13 protein-coding genes are annotated in these 16,198 nt (G+C 38.7%); 6 read left to right on the forward strand and 7 right to left on the reverse strand.

Annotated features, from left to right (window positions below; genetic code table 11):
• Positions 1 to 507 precede the first annotated feature (507 nt).
• From C9J12_RS16730 to C9J12_RS16740, 3 genes are read left to right on the forward strand one after another with little or no spacing between them, the layout of a single operon-like run.
• Complete coding sequence (locus C9J12_RS16730) at positions 508 to 1,896, forward strand: paraquat-inducible protein A (protein ID WP_107243753.1); 1,389 nt, start codon at positions 508 to 510, stop codon at positions 1,894 to 1,896.
• Positions 1,889 to 3,535 carry an intermembrane transport protein PqiB gene (gene pqiB, locus C9J12_RS16735; protein ID WP_107243754.1) on the forward strand — a complete coding sequence of 549 codons (1,647 nt, stop codon included), beginning with the start codon at positions 1,889 to 1,891 and terminating at the stop codon, positions 3,533 to 3,535. Before C9J12_RS16730 ends, pqiB begins: the two co-directional genes overlap by 8 nt.
• Positions 3,535 to 4,143, forward strand: coding sequence for a PqiC family protein (locus tag C9J12_RS16740; protein WP_107243755.1), 609 nt, complete (start codon positions 3,535 to 3,537; stop codon positions 4,141 to 4,143). The genes pqiB and C9J12_RS16740 overlap by 1 nt, the downstream gene beginning before the upstream one ends.
• Positions 4,144 to 4,228: 85 nt before the next feature.
• Here C9J12_RS16740 and C9J12_RS16745 read toward each other — a convergent pair whose 3' ends face one another.
• Entirely contained in the window at positions 4,229 to 5,224 is a 996-nt protein-coding gene (locus C9J12_RS16745; protein ID WP_107243756.1) for an NADP-dependent oxidoreductase, read from the reverse strand.
• A 352-nt stretch (positions 5,225 to 5,576) separates the two neighbouring features.
• Between C9J12_RS16745 and C9J12_RS16750 the strand changes: the two genes are divergently transcribed.
• Positions 5,577 to 5,999, forward strand: a complete 423-nt coding sequence (locus tag C9J12_RS16750; RefSeq protein ID WP_107243757.1) for a MarR family winged helix-turn-helix transcriptional regulator — start codon at positions 5,577 to 5,579, stop codon at positions 5,997 to 5,999.
• Positions 6,000 to 6,165: 166 nt separating this feature from the next.
• Here the strand turns inward: C9J12_RS16750 and C9J12_RS16755 are convergent, their stop codons facing one another.
• On the reverse strand, positions 6,166 to 6,381 hold the full coding sequence (locus C9J12_RS16755) for a hypothetical protein (protein WP_011221217.1): 216 nt from the start codon (positions 6,379 to 6,381) through the stop codon (positions 6,166 to 6,168).
• A 331-nt stretch (positions 6,382 to 6,712) separates the two neighbouring features.
• Here C9J12_RS16755 and C9J12_RS16760 point away from each other — a divergent pair, with 331 nt between their 5' ends.
• Positions 6,713 to 7,618, forward strand: coding sequence for an ROK family protein (locus tag C9J12_RS16760; RefSeq protein ID WP_107243837.1), 906 nt, complete (start codon positions 6,713 to 6,715; stop codon positions 7,616 to 7,618).
• 93 nt (positions 7,619 to 7,711) lie between these two features.
• On the opposite strand, the gene C9J12_RS16765 is transcribed toward C9J12_RS16760, so the two are convergent.
• Positions 7,712 to 8,758 carry a porin gene (locus C9J12_RS16765; RefSeq protein ID WP_107243758.1) on the reverse strand — a complete coding sequence of 349 codons (1,047 nt, stop codon included), beginning with the start codon at positions 8,756 to 8,758 and terminating at the stop codon, positions 7,712 to 7,714.
• A 4-nt stretch (positions 8,759 to 8,762) separates the two neighbouring features.
• On the reverse strand, positions 8,763 to 9,248 hold the full coding sequence (locus tag C9J12_RS16770; protein WP_107243759.1) for a hypothetical protein: 486 nt from the start codon (positions 9,246 to 9,248) through the stop codon (positions 8,763 to 8,765).
• A gap of 104 nt (positions 9,249 to 9,352) precedes the next feature.
• Here C9J12_RS16770 and C9J12_RS16775 point away from each other — a divergent pair, with 104 nt between their 5' ends.
• Positions 9,353 to 12,073, forward strand: a complete 2,721-nt coding sequence (locus tag C9J12_RS16775) for a hybrid sensor histidine kinase/response regulator (RefSeq protein ID WP_107243760.1) — start codon at positions 9,353 to 9,355, stop codon at positions 12,071 to 12,073.
• A 654-nt stretch (positions 12,074 to 12,727) separates the two neighbouring features.
• On the opposite strand, the gene C9J12_RS16780 is transcribed toward C9J12_RS16775, so the two are convergent.
• The 3 genes from C9J12_RS16780 to C9J12_RS30965 all read right to left on the reverse strand — a co-directional run bounded on the left by C9J12_RS16780 (position 12,728) and on the right by C9J12_RS30965 (position 16,140).
• The gene (locus tag C9J12_RS16780; protein ID WP_407675687.1) at positions 12,728 to 13,885 is read right to left on the reverse strand and encodes an MFS transporter; all 1,158 of its coding nucleotides are present in this window, start codon (positions 13,883 to 13,885) and stop codon (positions 12,728 to 12,730) included.
• A gap of 682 nt (positions 13,886 to 14,567) precedes the next feature.
• Positions 14,568 to 15,515, reverse strand: a complete 948-nt coding sequence (gene ylqF / locus C9J12_RS16785) for a ribosome biogenesis GTPase YlqF (protein ID WP_107243838.1) — start codon at positions 15,513 to 15,515, stop codon at positions 14,568 to 14,570.
• Positions 15,516 to 15,885: 370 nt separating this feature from the next.
• Positions 15,886 to 16,140, reverse strand: a complete 255-nt coding sequence (locus tag C9J12_RS30965; RefSeq protein ID WP_193944682.1) for a hypothetical protein — start codon at positions 16,138 to 16,140, stop codon at positions 15,886 to 15,888.
• Between the last annotated feature and the right edge of the window lie 58 nt (positions 16,141 to 16,198).

Here is a 16,198-nt window from a genome sequence, read left to right on the forward strand (position 1 = left end):
TATCTACAATAATATGAGACCGCATCTGAGTTTGGGTATGCAAACGCCAAATGAAGTGCATGAAAAAGGCCAGCAGCTAGCGCTACTGGCCGATCAATAAACCGTCAACGTATTTTAGGACGTGACAGATTCGTTATTGGAATAAAAGCGAATAAAAAAACATTAAAGATGTTACATCGATTTTTTTATCACTTTTGTTCTTGAGGCTAATTTTGTAGATTTGTTATTTTTAATCTGAAACTCAATCTTTCACATTCCTCAGATTGTAGAACACGCCGCATTAAAACACTGTTCATTTTTCATTGAAGTGTTGTAAACTCTGCATTTTGAGAAACTATAGCGATACACCTGTGTATATAATTAACTCCAAGAGTACTAATAGTGTGATTTAGCGCAAACATTATATATCTTATTGTATTTCTTGGTTTTACTTTTCTTGTTATTGAAGCTTATGTCCTGTTCTTACCTATACTGAGGTGATATGTGTCAAATGAGTCAAATTTACCCATGACAGAACACAAAGCTCCTGAATTGATGGTTGCGTGTGAAGAGTGCGGGTTAGTTGTTGATATGCCAAGGCTCGAAGAAGGGCAAAAGGCGGGATGTCCACGTTGCCATCATACGTTAACAAAACAAATTATCATGCCATTTCAACGTCCGTTAGCTTACGGTATAGCTTGTATGATCATGCTGGTCTTGAGTGTTAGCTTTCCATTCATGTCTTTTAGTGTGCAAGGGATCTCTCAAGAAATAACCTTGTTACATGCCGCTGAAATGCTGCAGCATTTTGAAAATAGCTTGTTGGCGTTATTGCTGCTGATGACCGTTATTGTGCTGCCTGCTGGCTATATTTGTGTTGTGATGTATTTGTACTACAAAGCCTCGCAGATAAAGCTGGCGGGGCGTGAAAATGTAAACCTGCGTGTGATTAAGCGTTTATGCCGTGGTCTTTTTCGTGTTGAAGCTTGGTTGATGGTAGATGTTTTTTTTATTGGGGTACTCGTTAGTTTAATTAAAATTGCATCATTAGCTGATGTTGGGCTAGGTATCTCTTTTGGTGCTTTCTGTGTTTACACGGTGCTGGTTGTTAAGTGCGTCTCGATGGTTGATAGAACATGGCTATGGGATCAGTTTATTCCGATGGTACCGCTTAGTGACGTGAAACCTGGCGACACACATATGTCGAATAATCATGTTAACTGTCATATGTGTTCTCAATTAAACTCAATGCCAGAAAAGGCACACACCAAGTGCTTACGCTGTGATAGCCATTTGCATCATTACGCCCCTAACTTAAGCCTTCAAAAGTCGTGGGCATTACTATTAGCGTCATTTATTTTCTATATTCCAGCAAACCTCTACCCAATGATGTATACCGTAAGTTTGGGGAAGGTTGATGGCTCTACAATTATTGGGGGCGTTGTTTTACTGTGGAATATGGGCTCATATCCCATCGCGATGGTGATTTTTTTAGCGAGTGTAGTCATTCCATTGGCTAAAATGTTTTCATTGGTCTGGTTGTTTATCAGCGCGCGTAAAACGGCGGATTCATCAACCAAACGTGCTATTCAACATTTAGGTTTGTATCGAATGACTGAGCTTATCGGGCGTTGGTCAATGATTGATATTTTTGTTGTCGCCATTTTAGTTGCGTTGGTGCAGTTACAGAACTTAATGGCAATTTTCCCTGGTCCTGCTGCTTTGTCTTTCGCGATTGTGGTTATTTGCACAATGCTGTCAGCCATGCAGTTTGACCCTCGTGTATTTTGGTCGCAATCAAGTGGTAGTGATGAACCAAGCCCGCATTTAGATGAAATAAAAGAATTCGATACCGCTGACCATTCAGTTCAATCGACAGCCATTTCTAACTTTAATAAGAAGCCTGATTATGAATGATAACAAGCCAGCTAAGGCTGACGTTCAAGATTTAAAACAGATATCAACGATATGGTTAGTGCCTATTGTTGCATTGGTAATTGGTATCTGGATGTTGGTGCAATTTGTTGGAAGTAAAGGCCCAGAGATAACGCTGACGTTAAAAACGGCAGAAGGTATTGAAGTGGGGAAAACCGAAATTAAATCCCTAAATGTAAAAGTAGGCGTCGTGACTGAAGTTAAACTGAGCGATGATTACACGTATATCACCGCAAAAGTGCAGATGGATAAAGACGCCGAAAGAATGCTGAAAGAAGATACACGATTTTGGGTAGTAAAACCCCGAATTGGTAAAGAAGGTATTTCGGGTTTAGATACCTTGCTGTCAGGATCGTATATTGAGTTACAACCGGGTATTAAAAAAACCGAAAAACGTGAGTTTACAGTACTAGATGTACCGCCTGTTGCACCCGCAGATGCTAAAGGTTTACGACTGATATTAACGCACCGTGAAGCGGGTAAACTAAGTGTTGGCGACCCAGTATTATATGAAGGATTTACAGTAGGGCGAGTTGAAAAGGTGAGTTTTGATACTGACACTAAAAAAGCCAACTACCAGCTATTTATTTTTCAGCCATATGACAGCTTGATCCGTAGCCGTACTAAATTTTGGTTAACATCGGGTGTTGATTTACAGATGTCGGCGCAGGGCTTCAACTTGAAAATAGGCTCAATGGAATCATTAATTACAGGAGGAGTCAGTTTTAGAGTGCCTAATGGCTCTGAAGAAGGAAATCCTATCACCAAACAGATGAGCCTGTTTAAGCTATATAACAACTTTAATACGGTACGTGAGCGAATTTTCGATGAGTATATTGAATATGTCATGCTATTTGATGAATCGGTTCGTGGCTTAAATGAAGGTGCTCCTATTGAATATCGTGGTATTCGTATTGGTACGGTGAAGAAAGTCCCCCTACGTTTACCAACAGGCGAAGAAGGTTTTTCTAGTAAGCAGATTCCTGTTCTTATTCGGATAGAGCTTGGTCGAGTTTATGGTAAGAATGGCTTTGATTCTCTTGACGGTTTGAAACGCAACTTAGAACGTGAATTTAAAGGTGGGCTTCGCGGTAGCCTTAAAACCGGTAATTTATTAACCGGTGCATTATTTGTCGATACAGAAGTATATAAAGATGAAAAATTGCCACCAATCAACAGTTATGATGACTATCCGTTGTTTCCCACTAAAGCGGGTGGTTTTGCTGAAATTCAGAAGCAGATCAGCGGTGTACTGAAGAAGTTTAATGACTTACCTGTCGAAGATACGTTAACGTCGTTAACTAATACATTAAACACATCACGGAAAACCTTGCTAGCCTCAGAGAAAGTGGCGAAAAGCTTAGACAAATTGCTAGCACAAAAAGATACCCAAGCATTACCCAGTGATATGCGTAAAAGTTTACAAGAAATTCAGACAACCTTGAATGGCTTTGGACCAGATGCTGCACCTTATAGAAACCTTGAGGGAGCATTAGCGCGTTTTGAGCAAGTAATGAAAGAGCTACAACCCGTTTTACGACAATTAAATGAAAAACCTAATTCATTGGTTTTCGGTGACGATAAAGTACAAGATCCTATTCCGGCTGGAGGCCGCCAATAATGAAAAAATACCTATTATTTATGGTAGCCGCCACTGCATTCTTAGCTGGCTGCAGCAGTCAACCCGGTGCAGTGAATAGTTATTTATTACCTACTGGTGCACAAAGTACCGTTTCTCAAATTGGGTCGAACCAACCCTTGCTGGTTATTCGCCCGGTTGAGATGGCTGAACATCTAGCAGGTACAGGCCTTGTGTATCAAGTAAGTGATACCGAAGTTGTACAAGCTCAACAAAACCTATGGGCTGAAAGCATTGGTAAGCAGCTGACACGGCGTATTAATCAAGATTTACGCAGTAAGCAAAGCCAGTTCTGGACAACTGAACTGACGCCAGCCTTAAGTACGTATAATTCACCGCGGTTACAGGTGAAAATTGATGAGTTCAATGGACACTATTCCGGCATGGCTAAAATTAGTGGCGAGTGGATGCTAGTAAAAAGTGATGGCGATTTGAATGGCGTATATCCATTTCAGTTCCAAGTGCCTTTACAAGAAGAGGGGTATGACGCGCAGGTTAAAGCCTTATCTGAAGGTATAAATCGTTTAACGACTCAAATTGCACAACGATTGAAAGTGGCACCCGCTTCTTTAGTAATGAAAGATCGATAGACAAAGTTTATATACACCGTCGACAAAAAAGGAGCCTTCAGGCTCCTTTTTTATTATGCGTCAAGTTAATTGCGATATATCAGGCTTACAGTTTAACGAGCATTTTTCCTTTATTCTTACCTTCAAACAGTCCGATAAATGCATTAGGCGCTTCAGCTAAGCCTTCGTACACAGTTTCTTCCCATTTGATTTTACCTTCAGCGATCCATTGACCCATTTGCTGTGCGAATTCACCATAGTGCGCCCAGTGGTCGAATACAATGAAGCCTTCAACTTTTAATTTCTTGATAATAAGCATGGCAAGGTTAGTAGGACCAGGCTGAGGTTCGGTCGCATTGTATTGAGAAATCATGCCACATACCGCTATACGGCCGTAATCGCTCATGTTTGCCAATGCAGCTTCAAGGTGCTCACCACCTACATTCTCAAAGTATACATCAATACCTTGCGGTGCCGCTTTTGCTAATGCTTCTGTTAGGTTTGATTCTTTTTTATAGTTAATAACAACATCGACACCTAGGCTTTTAAGCAGTGCTACTTTATCGTCAGAACCTGTTGAACCGACAACAGTACAGCCGTGCATTTTTGCAATCTGACAAGCAACGCTACCCACTGCGCCAGAAGCTGCAGAAATGAAAACAGTATCTGTTGGTTTTAAGTTTGCGATACGGAACAGACCTGTCCATGCTGTCATACCGGGCATACCCATAATGCCTAAGAAACTTTGATCGGGTAGTGGTGTAAAAGGAAGTGCGGTTAAACCGTTTCCGTTACTGATGTAATGGCTGCGCCAACCCTGCATGCTGTTTACTTTGGTGCCAACAGGGAACTCACTGTTTTTCGATTCAATGACTTCACCAATTGCACCACCTTCTAAGGCTTCACCTATTTGGAAAGGGGCAATGTAGCTTGCACGATCCATCATGCGACCACGCATGTAAGGGTCAACAGACATCCAAAGGTTCTTTACTAATACTTCACCATCTTGTATTTCAGGGAGTGTATTTTGAGCCAATGCAAAGTTTTCAGCTGACGGAATGCCTGTAGGGCGAGAAGCTAATTGAATTTCTTGAATGTTCATTATGTCTTCCTTTGAAAGATTTTAAGTAACAGTAGCAGCTTCTTTTCATTTTGTTCAAAAGCTTACTGCTTGTTTAATAGTTATGGTTTGTTGAAAAAGTAAGATCTAATTACTTTTCCTGCAAATATTTTGCGCGCTAACTAAATCTGTTTTTTAAGTTACACCCAGCTTTACTTTTGCGCAATAGTTTTGTGTGAATATATTTTGCGCGCTAAGTAATTTTAGACTAACTATATTACTGTGATGCAATACGCGTTATTATGCGGAATATAAGAAGCAGAGTAGATACAACCAGTATCGCAGAGATGAAAATGATCACTTATAAAGTGATTGTATGCCGGAGAGGGAAAGAATGTCTCAACAGTTATCAGATAATGTGTGCTTTGCACTCTATACGGCGACCAATGCATTAGTTCGCGCATACCGCCCGTTGTTAGATGAGTTTGATCTCACTTACCCACAGTACATCGTTATGCAATCATTGTGGTACAACAATGATGTAAGCCTAACAGAGTTATCTCATGATACTCATCTTGACCCAGGAACATTAACACCGATTGTGAAGCGTTTAGAAGGCAAGCAGATGCTGACCCGTCAAGTTTCACCCGTTGATGAGCGTAAAAAAGTGATCTCATTAACCTTGACTGGACGCGAGCTACAAGAAAAGGCGAAAGATTTGAAACAACAGCTTCGCCAGAAGTCGAGTATGGATGCAACTCGAGTAGAAGAACTTCGATTACATTGTTTAGAGTTAGCTAAAAACCTTCAAAAGTAATACCGCATAGATTCCAATAAAACTCGCCCTTCGGGAGTTACTCTGAATCCTGCATCTTGAGGTAGCTTGGGTATTATAGTCACTCGCCATCGGTTATAACCAGTATTAAGTAGTTATGAGATGGCGAGTGAAATAGTCGATTCATTATTACGTTTTATCTAACCCATTATCCTTGTTTAAAACGGTAGTAGCCGTTTATCCAGCATTCTGGTAATTGCTCGCCAGATGGAAAAGCCAAATTCTGTTTGTCTATCGTAACAGGATCGGCTAAATCCTCCCCTGATTGGTATTGAACATCCACCTGTCGAGTAAAAGGGTTTATTAAAGACCCCATATCAATTACATCTACTAGATCACCAGTACGAGTCTCTTTAAGAAACATGGTGTGATTCTCCTTGACGACATTTGCCTAAAATTCGATAAGCCAAAGTCATGACCATTGTTAAGTAATTATGGCTGATTTTAATGATTAGGCGATCTTGTCGTTAAAATTGATTGTGTGATTGCTCTGGCGTTTGGGGCAAAAATTATCTATCTAAACAAAAGCGATATCACGAATTGGCACTTTTTTCGTTAGCTTTGTTGTACGTGTTGCTCTTATCCCTTAATTATTCAGTATATTATATCTAAGTTACCTTACGGTGCTGAATTATCGCTTAAGCGACCATCATGAGGTAACTATGGTATATAACAATAAAATGTCTGGAGTAGCAATGAGTCAGTATTATTGGGGTGTTGATCTAGGTGGCACGAAGATTGAGTGTGCAGTGATGTCACGAACAGATGATCAGTGTGTGTTGCGTAAGCGAGTAGCCACTGAAGGAAGTAAAGGTTATGCCCATATTCTACAACGAATTAAATCTCTTATTGATATGTGTGCTGAATCTATAGGTGAATACCCCGAGGCGATTGGCTTTGGTACACCTGGCGCGTTAGATCCTCAAACAGGTGTAATGAAAAACTGCAATTCAACAGCATTGAATGGTCAGCCTTTTGATAAAGATCTCTCAGAAATGCTGGGCACTAAAGTTGTACTTGCAAATGATGCAAATTGTTTTGCGTTAGCGGAAGCCCGCTTAGGTGTTGTGAAACGCTTAAAGCCTGATGCTGAAGTCGTATTCGGTATCATTATGGGTACAGGTGTTGGTTCTGGTGTTGTTGTTAATGGCAAGCTGATAAACGGACGACATGGCATTGCAGGCGAGTGGGGGCATAATGTATTAGAACCTAATGGTGCGTTATGTTATTGCGGTAAAGAAGGCTGTTTAGAAACAGTGATTTCAGGGAAAGGCTTAGAAGCGCATTATAAAAGTATTGCTAAGCAAGAACACTCTTTGCCTGAAATCGTAAAATTGGCAGAATCCGGAGATAGTTTTGCTCAGCATACATTAACGCGATTAATCGATAAATTTGGTTTGGCTGTTGCACAAATTATTAACGTTATTGACCCCGATGTGATTGTCGTGGGCGGTGGTGTGGGCAATATCGACGCACTTTATGAACACGCCCCACAAGCGATTAAGCGCCACTTGTTTAACCCAATTTTAGATACACTTATCGTTAAACCAGATTTAGGTGATAGTGCCGGTGTGTTTGGTGCTGCAATGTTAGTGAAATAAGCGGTTTAACGTGTTTGTAATCTTAATATATAAAAGGGAGTAATTATTGCTGATCATCAGCATGTCATTACTCCCTTACATTTAGGTTTCAGTTTAGAATACGAAATTCAGCATAACAGTGTACAACTGGGCATCTTTGTCTTCACCGTAAGCGATTGGTGGTGCAACAAATTGTCCTGAATTTCCGACGTTGTAATCTTCACTATCCATAAAGATGTTTTGCCATTCAGCATTAACAGAGATTGAGTGCGTGATATCGTATCTTACGCCTGTCGTAATACTATTGCTTTTCCGGCGTTGGTGGCTCTCTCCATACACTACATAAGGGGTAAACTTATCGATATTATAAGAAGCGCTTGTATACCAATTCGTTTGAATCTCGTCTGTTTCTACTTCTGCCATAAAATGCCACTGATCAAGTGAATATTCAGCCCCGAACGTATAGATGTTTAATGTTTCATAGGTTGGTGATGGAACGATTCGATATTTTGCATTCATATAATTCATATGAATACGATAATTAAAGCCACTCATATCGAATGAAATACCTGCCACTCGCTCTGTATCAAATTCTAGCGTTACACCATCGTAATCCGTTTTATTGGTATTCGAAAAACCATAATATGGCATTGCAGTTAGCACTATTTCATCGGAGAGTTCATATTCCCAACTCACCGAAAGGCCATCAAAATAATTGAACCCTAAAATACTATCGTAGACCTCTTGAGGCGGTCGTGCCCATGTGTAAGCTTGCCCGACATAATAATATTCAGACGCAAGAAAGAGAGGCAGTCGTAGACGCCCGGCTTTAAATGATAAACTATTATAATGGTAAGCGAGGTAAGCCCATTCTACTTCTGGTTCAGACCAATTATCTTGAGGGCGTTTAACGACTTGAACTGAGGCGCTTAATTCATCCCATATTGCCCAGTCAGCTTGCAAACCGAATGTTGTATCACAATCGTAGCAAGTGTCATCAGTAATTTCTCGGTTTACAAATAGTGGTGTTTTGTTATCTGACTGAGTAATAGATGTTGAGCCAAAACCACTGATTGAAAAGTTATCAGTTACATCGATTGCTGCTTGTGAGCAGAATGGAAGGGCTGCGATAATAATGATTGATAAAAGTGTTTTATTCATTGTCTTACTCTCCCTGTAAGATAGTGATTAAAATATTGGCATTTTCCGGAACAGATTCAATGGGAGCATACGCAATACCATTTGGATTATTATTCAACCATTCAATAATGCTTTTTATATCATCACTATTAAGTTCTTCTGGTGCTTTACCTTTGCCTGAAAATGATAAACTTGCCCAATACCCATTCATCTGAGATATGGATTTGCCCAGTAACATAGAATAAAACTCTTCTCTATGAATAGAGTTCACAGGCAAATCAACTAATATGATTTTTAAACTACCATTTATTTTTTTTGTTTTTCCTTTATAGAGCATTCTCGCTTTGCTTTTACTTAAAGCGGGAATATCACTATTCATAGAAAATACGGCAAACTCTACTTCCTTATTATCAGAGCGACTTTCAGCATTAACATAGGATGAAAATAATGTGATGAACATTCCAAATAAGAATGTCATAACAACTTGTTTATCAAGAAAATCCTTATTCATTGATTTTTTCCATATCAGTGACTACTAAACCTACTATACATAATAGTAGACATTATTGTGACTACAAACAGACATTGGTCTGAGTTCACATTCAAGGAGAGAATATGGGCTTTGTGAACAAAATATCCATTAAATCAAGACTATTTCTGTTAGTTGGGTTGCCACTACTGTTTATGAGTGTATTTGCTGGGTTAGAAATAAAGAAGCTATACGGTGAAGTGCAATCATTGAATTTGTTGAATACAAGAATTGAACTCTTGAAAGAGCAATATGTGATTTCATCGCAAGTTCACACACTCAAAACAGAAAGATTAGTGGGCGATATTGAATCGAATGAATTCAATGCTCTATCTGAAGCGATTAATCGTGCTTTTTTGTTACTGCCCAGCGCGTTCTCTCAAAGTGAAAAAGAGGGTGCAGAGAATATCTTAAAAGAGATGGATGAAGCGAAAGTTGAGCTTCTTTCCACGAATAAAGAAGATTTGAATGATTGGTCAGTATGGTTTGACGATCTTGTTAGTCAGTTTTTAATCACTTTTGAAAAAAACAGAGTGAGTACTGGAAATATAGATATAGAGAAAAATACTGAAGTGCTTTATCAATTGCAGTGGCTGTTTTTTTGGGCACAAGAAGAAAATTGGTTTATTCATCAATATCAAGAAACGAACAATAATGAGTTTAAACAGTCATTATCGACGGTGATTGAGCGTCAGCAGCTTTTTATTGACCGATTTATCGCAATTAGTGCCAGCCCGAAACAAATTGATCTTTTGCTTAAAACGTTTGCAAACCCTGCTTTTGCTGACAGTTATAAATTACGAGAGGGTATTTTAACGGAGATAATGGAAGAGAGTGAGATAGCGACAGGCTTGCAAGCTTTTAATGACAGGTTCACCTTAATACAGCAAGTTGTACAAGAGGTGAGTATCTCGTTAGTTGATGATATTCAAACAACAACGACAGATATCAAAACTCTAATGAATGTATATCTTGCTGCAATATTATTATCAATGATAATTATGTGCTATCTCGGAACCAATTTATCACGACGTATTCTTTTTTACTTGAGCCGTGTTATTAAAACGATGTCAAAAATTGAAGAAGACCATAATTCAGCATTGAAAGTGAAGTCTGATGGTAATGATGAATTCACTGTATTCACGTCTAAGTTAAATCAATTACTTGAAGATCGTCATTTCAGCCAAGCGAATATTATAAAGGCGAAAGAAGAAGCTGAGAAGGCTAACGTTGCTAAAAGCTCCTTCTTAGCAAACATGTCTCATGAAATACGTACGCCATTGAATGGCATTATAGGGATGTCAGGTATTTTGTCCGATACAGAACTGAACCCTTCTCAAGTCGAATATTTGCAAACCATCGAAACGTCTTCACAAACATTACTATTGTTGATTAATGACATTCTTGATTTATCTAAAATAGAATCAGGGAATCTGGTGCTTGTGCCTCATGAATCAAATTTAGCAGAAGTTGTTTACGACACGATTACTATCGTTCAAGCAAAAGCATCAGAACAAGAGCTTAACCTTCAAATTCAATTAGATCCTGAACTACCTACGTCTGTTATGTTGGATGAGCACAGATTACGACAAGTACTGATGAACTTGATGTCTAATGCAGTGAAGTTCACCCTACAAGGCTCTGTAACGTTATCGATAACTTATACTGATATTGGTGATAACAAAGCGTCGTTGCTCTTTTCTATAAAAGACACGGGAATCGGCATCGAAAAAGATAAACAACAGCAAGTCTTTGCACCGTTTACGCAAGAAGATGGTTCGATCACTCGCCAGTTTGGAGGCACGGGCTTAGGGCTGGCAATTTGTCGTCAGCTAGTTGAGCTTCTAGGTGGTTCAATTGAACTGAAATCAGAAAAGGGGTTTGGTAGTGATTTTTACTTTAGCCTAGACGTTGATGTTGTTAAGTATCAGCCTAAAATTATTTCTAATTTTGAGAATAAAAAGTGTCTGCTTTTATCAAATCAAACCTCAAATGCCGAGCTAATTGAGATTGAATGTAAAAAATGGGGACTAAATGTCACTATCTCTGATATAGAAACGGCAGCCGTATCTGGCATATCGCAACAGTATGATTTGATTTTATATTGCCAAAAAACCTTAAATCGTACGATTAAAGATATTGAATTATTTAATCGTATTCAAGAAAGACCAGCCCTCGTTATTTGTTCTCAACTTCAAGATGAGCAATTTGATTTTGGTCATACGATTGATGGATTAACCATTTTACCGTTGCTTGGTCAGCGATTTGTAAAAGCGATTAACAGTGCATTTACCAACGTATTGAAGAATAGAGAAATACAAGCTAAGTCTGCTTTGAATCCTGATAGTCGCTTGATTGATATAAAGCCTGTGAGCATAAATACAACTCCTGCCATCACAGAGAGTCAAATGTCAGAGCAAGCAGATGTTATTTTGATCGTTGAAGATAACATTGTTAACCAGAAGGTAGCTTCACTCTTGCTTAAAAAAGCGGGCTACCAAATTGTTGTGGCTAATAATGGACAAGAAGCCGTTGATCTTATTACCCAGAAAGAACCTACTTTGTTTAAAGCCATTTTAATGGATTGCATGATGCCAATCATGGATGGCTTTGCGGCAACTGAAGCGATTAGATTATGGGAAAAAGAGCAACATACTGATCGATTACCGATTATTGCATTAACAGCAAGTGTTCTAGATGAAGACATCAGTAAATGTTATGAAGCAGGAATGGATGATTATGTTGCTAAACCATTTCGTAAAGAACATTTATTAGACAAATTAGAGAGTTTAAATGAAGTTGCATAATAAATTCATCGGATAAAATACGTTTCTCGAGTGAAAAAAGAGACTGGATTGTCTCTTTTTTTGTTCAGTCATTATTATCTTGTGCGAGATCTCTTACAAAACTGTAATAAATAAAGCTTATTTTATAAATAAAATATTTCAAATTAAAAGTAAAATCGCTAATATTCAAATGCTTATGTGTATTGGTCGTTTTTGAACTTACATTTGATGGTAAATGTGATCTCTGTTCGTTGCTTAGATTTATAAAACCCGTATTCTTTAATGCGTCGGAAGGAACTGACGGAACGGAACAGGAAATTAGCCAAGGAGTTTGGCAGCCTCAGGACGAGGGCGGTGGATCAGGATGGTTTATCGAACATGGACTGTGAAGGGATAATCAAACGGAAGTGATGCAGTAGGTAGGATGCTTACTTGTTAGGAAGACGAAAATGGACCGCTTCAGGATGAAGTAAAGGACACCTCCAGGACGGAGAGAGAGTCGGAACCGGATGATTCGGCGGATCAAGGTAAGATCAAAGGATATCTCTAGGATAGAGAATAAAGGACTAAGCTGAAGGAATCAGCAAAATCATGGAATGATGCAGGGAGCACCATAGTAGCCGGATTGCTGCAAGTAAGACCTAAGGGCGCGACGAATGTCGCGCCCGCTCTTTTTTAGCTCGCCAATACTTGAGGCTTTTTCTTCAAGCTCGCAAATAACATATAAATCGCCGTGCTTAATAATACGATGAAGAAAAAATCCATTAATCCATTCGCTTTAACCAAAAATTTATTAGCTAACAACGGTCCAGTTGCCGATCCCACGCTATAGCTAAACAACATGATTTGTGTGGCCGCTACAATAAAGTTAGAACCTAGTTCATCACAGGCCAAAGTAATGGCTATCGGATACAAAGCAAATGCAGACATACCTAACAGCGCCAATGCGAATACTGTTGTTAGGTAATCACTCGTGAAGTACGTAACCCCCATAGCAAACACGCCGAGTAACGACATCATTGCTAAAAGTAACGTTTTGCTCATTTTTAATGATAGTGCGCTTACAATAGGTTGAATCATCATACCACCTAAAATAATCGCAGCCATTAGTACGCCAATTTTTTCATTGCTCATATCGGCCTTACGTAGCGCTAAGGGCATTAACCCATAAATCGTGCCCATAACAACGCCAGAAACCAAGCAACCAATAATTGCTGGTTTGCTTAAACGTGAGATTTGCTTAAACCCCATAGTACGGTGTTCTTCACAATTTGGTTGCCCTTGCTTAATAAACAGAGGTGGCAAAATCGCAAGTAAAATCAAAGCAATAATTGCAATAAATGGTTCAAACCCATTAATACCGAATATGTTTATGCCAAATTGCCCTATAGTCGTACCACCATATAACGATGTCATATAAATGCCGAGTCGCTTCGCACGCTCTTTCTTATCGTCACCAATTAATAGCCATGATTCAATTACGACAAAAATGCCAGCTACAGCCATACCGGCAAGTAAACGGGCAAATAGCCATACTTCTTTATTTGGAAATAAAGGCATAATAGCAACAGTTATCGCTAGGATCGCAAGGAACATGATAAAAGCGATTCGGTGACCAATTTTGGCAATAATTGGCTCAATCATCATAGAGCCGATTAATAAGCAAAAAAAAAAAATACTGGCTAACCAACTAGCAAAACCTGAGTCTATCTTAAATGATCCCATTGATAGTGGGATTAAACTCATTAAATAGCCTGAAGCTATTGCGAAAACAGTTAGTCCGGCAACAGGCACAAAAATACCTCCGCCTTTGCGACAAGTAGTGTTCTGAATCACTACCGTGTACTCCAATATTAAATATGTAAATGGGATGTCTGTCTAAGAAAAGACAGTGTCTGATGTTATTTCGAGAGGAATATGAACCCAAAGATGGCTTTCGTAAAGTGAGAAAAACTAATGCGAACTGCGGTTAGTATTTATGTTATCTCATATGTTTTTAGTTCGTTTAGAGCTAATTACAATGAATGTGAAGGTAATTACATTCAAGTGATAATAAATCTTTGTTTTTAAATGTTTTGTGCTTTTAATTTAATACGTATTTAGTCTGACTTTTACTCATAATGTTTAGTGTTATAAATGATTTTTAGTGTATATATTTTTCTATTTATAAAAAAATATTTTTTATTGAGGGCTACTTTTTAGATAAGTCATTGCTGGACTGTAGGTGCGTTTTATTGTTGAGAGAACAGGTGATTTTAACAACGCAATATGATCCTAATTATTATATGTCATGTTTTGTAAGCACTATTTTGGTGCTCTATACACTTATATTAGTGCAATATTTTTAGCTGATATATTTAACTTGTTGATTTTTCTTTACTTAAATAGTGGCATGAGGCTTGCCTTGATATCAGTGTGTTTAAGTATTAAGCACATCAGAATACACCTTCTGCTTGTCATTTTTGACACAGGCACTGTTCTTTTGTAGCGGGAGAACAGTGCCTTTTCTTTTTAATTAGCGTTTGTTTTTAAGGTAACGCTTACGACGTTCTTCTTTCTTTTTAATTTGTTGTTCTTTCTTTAGTTCTGTTTGAATAGCGACATTGATCAGCTCTTCAGTGATCATTTCTGGGCGTTCCATTGTGATCTTGCCCAATGTGCCGTTACGAAGTTCATTGATTAGTATTTCTGACGCTTTATGGATATCAATACGACCACCAGGGCGAAGGCAACCACGTTTACGTCCAATTTCTTCCATTAACTCGATATCTGTTTCTGGTAATTCATCATCAAGATCGTAGCGTGCTTTGATTAAATCAGGATAAGCAGCTGCTAAATACTCAATAGTGAAGAAAGCGACATCGGTATAATCCATTGCAGTATCTTTAACCGCACCAGTTGCCGCTAAACGAAAACCACTGTGCGGGTTCTCTACTTTTGGCCACAAAATTCCAGGGGTGTCAGATAACACAATGCCGTTTTGTAGGTTAATGCGCTGCTGTTGACGAGTAACGGCTGGCTGGTTACCTGTAATAGCAATAGTACGACCTGCAATTACGTTAATGATTGTAGATTTACCTACGTTAGGTATACCCATAATCATAGTACGAATATTTTTACCCATTGCTTCGCGACCAGGTGCTAGCTTGCGACATAGCTCCATGATTTGATTTACTTCAGCAATGTTCTCTGTCGTGATTGCGATAGCTTTAACACCTTGTTCTTTTTCAAGGTGTGCAATCCACATTTCAGTCATTTCAGGATCGGCTAAGTCACGTTTGTTCAAAACCTTAACAACAGGCTTTTCACCACGAAGTGAAGAAATCATTGGGTTTTCACTACTGAATGGAATACGCGCATCTAGCACTTCAATAATGACATCAACTTTCGGAATTGCTTCTTCAATTTCTTTACGTGCTTTGTGCATGTGGCCTGGGAACCACTGAATCATTTGACTACTCATTTGAAAATTTGAACCTTTTTTAAAATCATGCTGTGCATTTTGGTACATGCTGGGCTACAAAAGTGAAGCGTCAAAATCTGAAAAACCAAAACAGAAGTCGATTTGAGTAATAGAATGTTGTCGGTAACTCATCTGACTTTTCTTTAAAGCATGTATGAATGCATAGATTCTAGCATCTTCGCTAAAAGATCGGAAAATAAGTCAGCATCAAACACTATACATGGCTTTGATTTGTACAATGTAAGAGCTCAATGTTAAAAAACCTAATTTCATCTTTATCAAATGCAGACCTATTGCTTAACTAGCAACCTGCTTTATACGGTAGTATGTTGTGGTCAAGTAAAACTGTACACCTCGATGGGCGTTTAAATTAAGCCGCAGCTTCCATCATCACGGGCGATAAAGTACATGCATCAGGCGAAACAATTCGTATGCACCATAATTGTACTTTGCCAAACATCTCAAGCTTCGATGTTCGCATTGCTGCAATTTCAACAATCAATTTGTGTCTAAATGGTTCGACTGAAATATTTCTTGCTCTGATATCAATAAGTCCAAAGTAACCGTGAATATTATGGTTAACTATATTATTCAGTGCATAAACGTCGCGTTTGGATATATTCATGTAGGGTACTGCCTCGACGATCACAACGTTGCCATTAACATTAACATTAACTTTTATT

The organism is Photobacterium frigidiphilum (assembly GCF_003025615.1).
Lineage (GTDB): Bacteria > Pseudomonadota > Gammaproteobacteria > Enterobacterales > Vibrionaceae > Photobacterium > Photobacterium frigidiphilum.

What these genes read in the sequence shown, in the direction of transcription:
- C9J12_RS16730 (WP_107243753.1), top strand. Translation starts at nt 508, where the DNA reads ATGACAGAACACAAAGCTCCTGAATTGATGGTTGCGTGTGAAGAGTGC.
- pqiB (WP_107243754.1), top strand. Translation starts at nt 1,889, where the DNA reads ATGAATGATAACAAGCCAGCTAAGGCTGACGTTCAAGATTTAAAACAG.
- C9J12_RS16740 (WP_107243755.1), top strand. Translation starts at nt 3,535, where the DNA reads ATGAAAAAATACCTATTATTTATGGTAGCCGCCACTGCATTCTTAGCT.
- C9J12_RS16745 (WP_107243756.1), bottom strand. Translation starts at nt 5,224, where the DNA reads ATGAACATTCAAGAAATTCAATTAGCTTCTCGCCCTACAGGCATTCCG.
- C9J12_RS16750 (WP_107243757.1), top strand. Translation starts at nt 5,577, where the DNA reads ATGTCTCAACAGTTATCAGATAATGTGTGCTTTGCACTCTATACGGCG.
- C9J12_RS16755 (WP_011221217.1), bottom strand. Translation starts at nt 6,381, where the DNA reads ATGTTTCTTAAAGAGACTCGTACTGGTGATCTAGTAGATGTAATTGAT.
- C9J12_RS16760 (WP_107243837.1), top strand. Translation starts at nt 6,713, where the DNA reads ATGAGTCAGTATTATTGGGGTGTTGATCTAGGTGGCACGAAGATTGAG.
- C9J12_RS16765 (WP_107243758.1), bottom strand. Translation starts at nt 8,758, where the DNA reads ATGAATAAAACACTTTTATCAATCATTATTATCGCAGCCCTTCCATTC.
- C9J12_RS16770 (WP_107243759.1), bottom strand. Translation starts at nt 9,248, where the DNA reads ATGAATAAGGATTTTCTTGATAAACAAGTTGTTATGACATTCTTATTT.
- C9J12_RS16775 (WP_107243760.1), top strand. Translation starts at nt 9,353, where the DNA reads ATGGGCTTTGTGAACAAAATATCCATTAAATCAAGACTATTTCTGTTA.
- ylqF (WP_107243838.1), bottom strand. Translation starts at nt 15,515, where the DNA reads ATGAGTAGTCAAATGATTCAGTGGTTCCCAGGCCACATGCACAAAGCA.
- C9J12_RS30965 (WP_193944682.1), bottom strand. Translation starts at nt 16,140, where the DNA reads ATGAATATATCCAAACGCGACGTTTATGCACTGAATAATATAGTTAAC.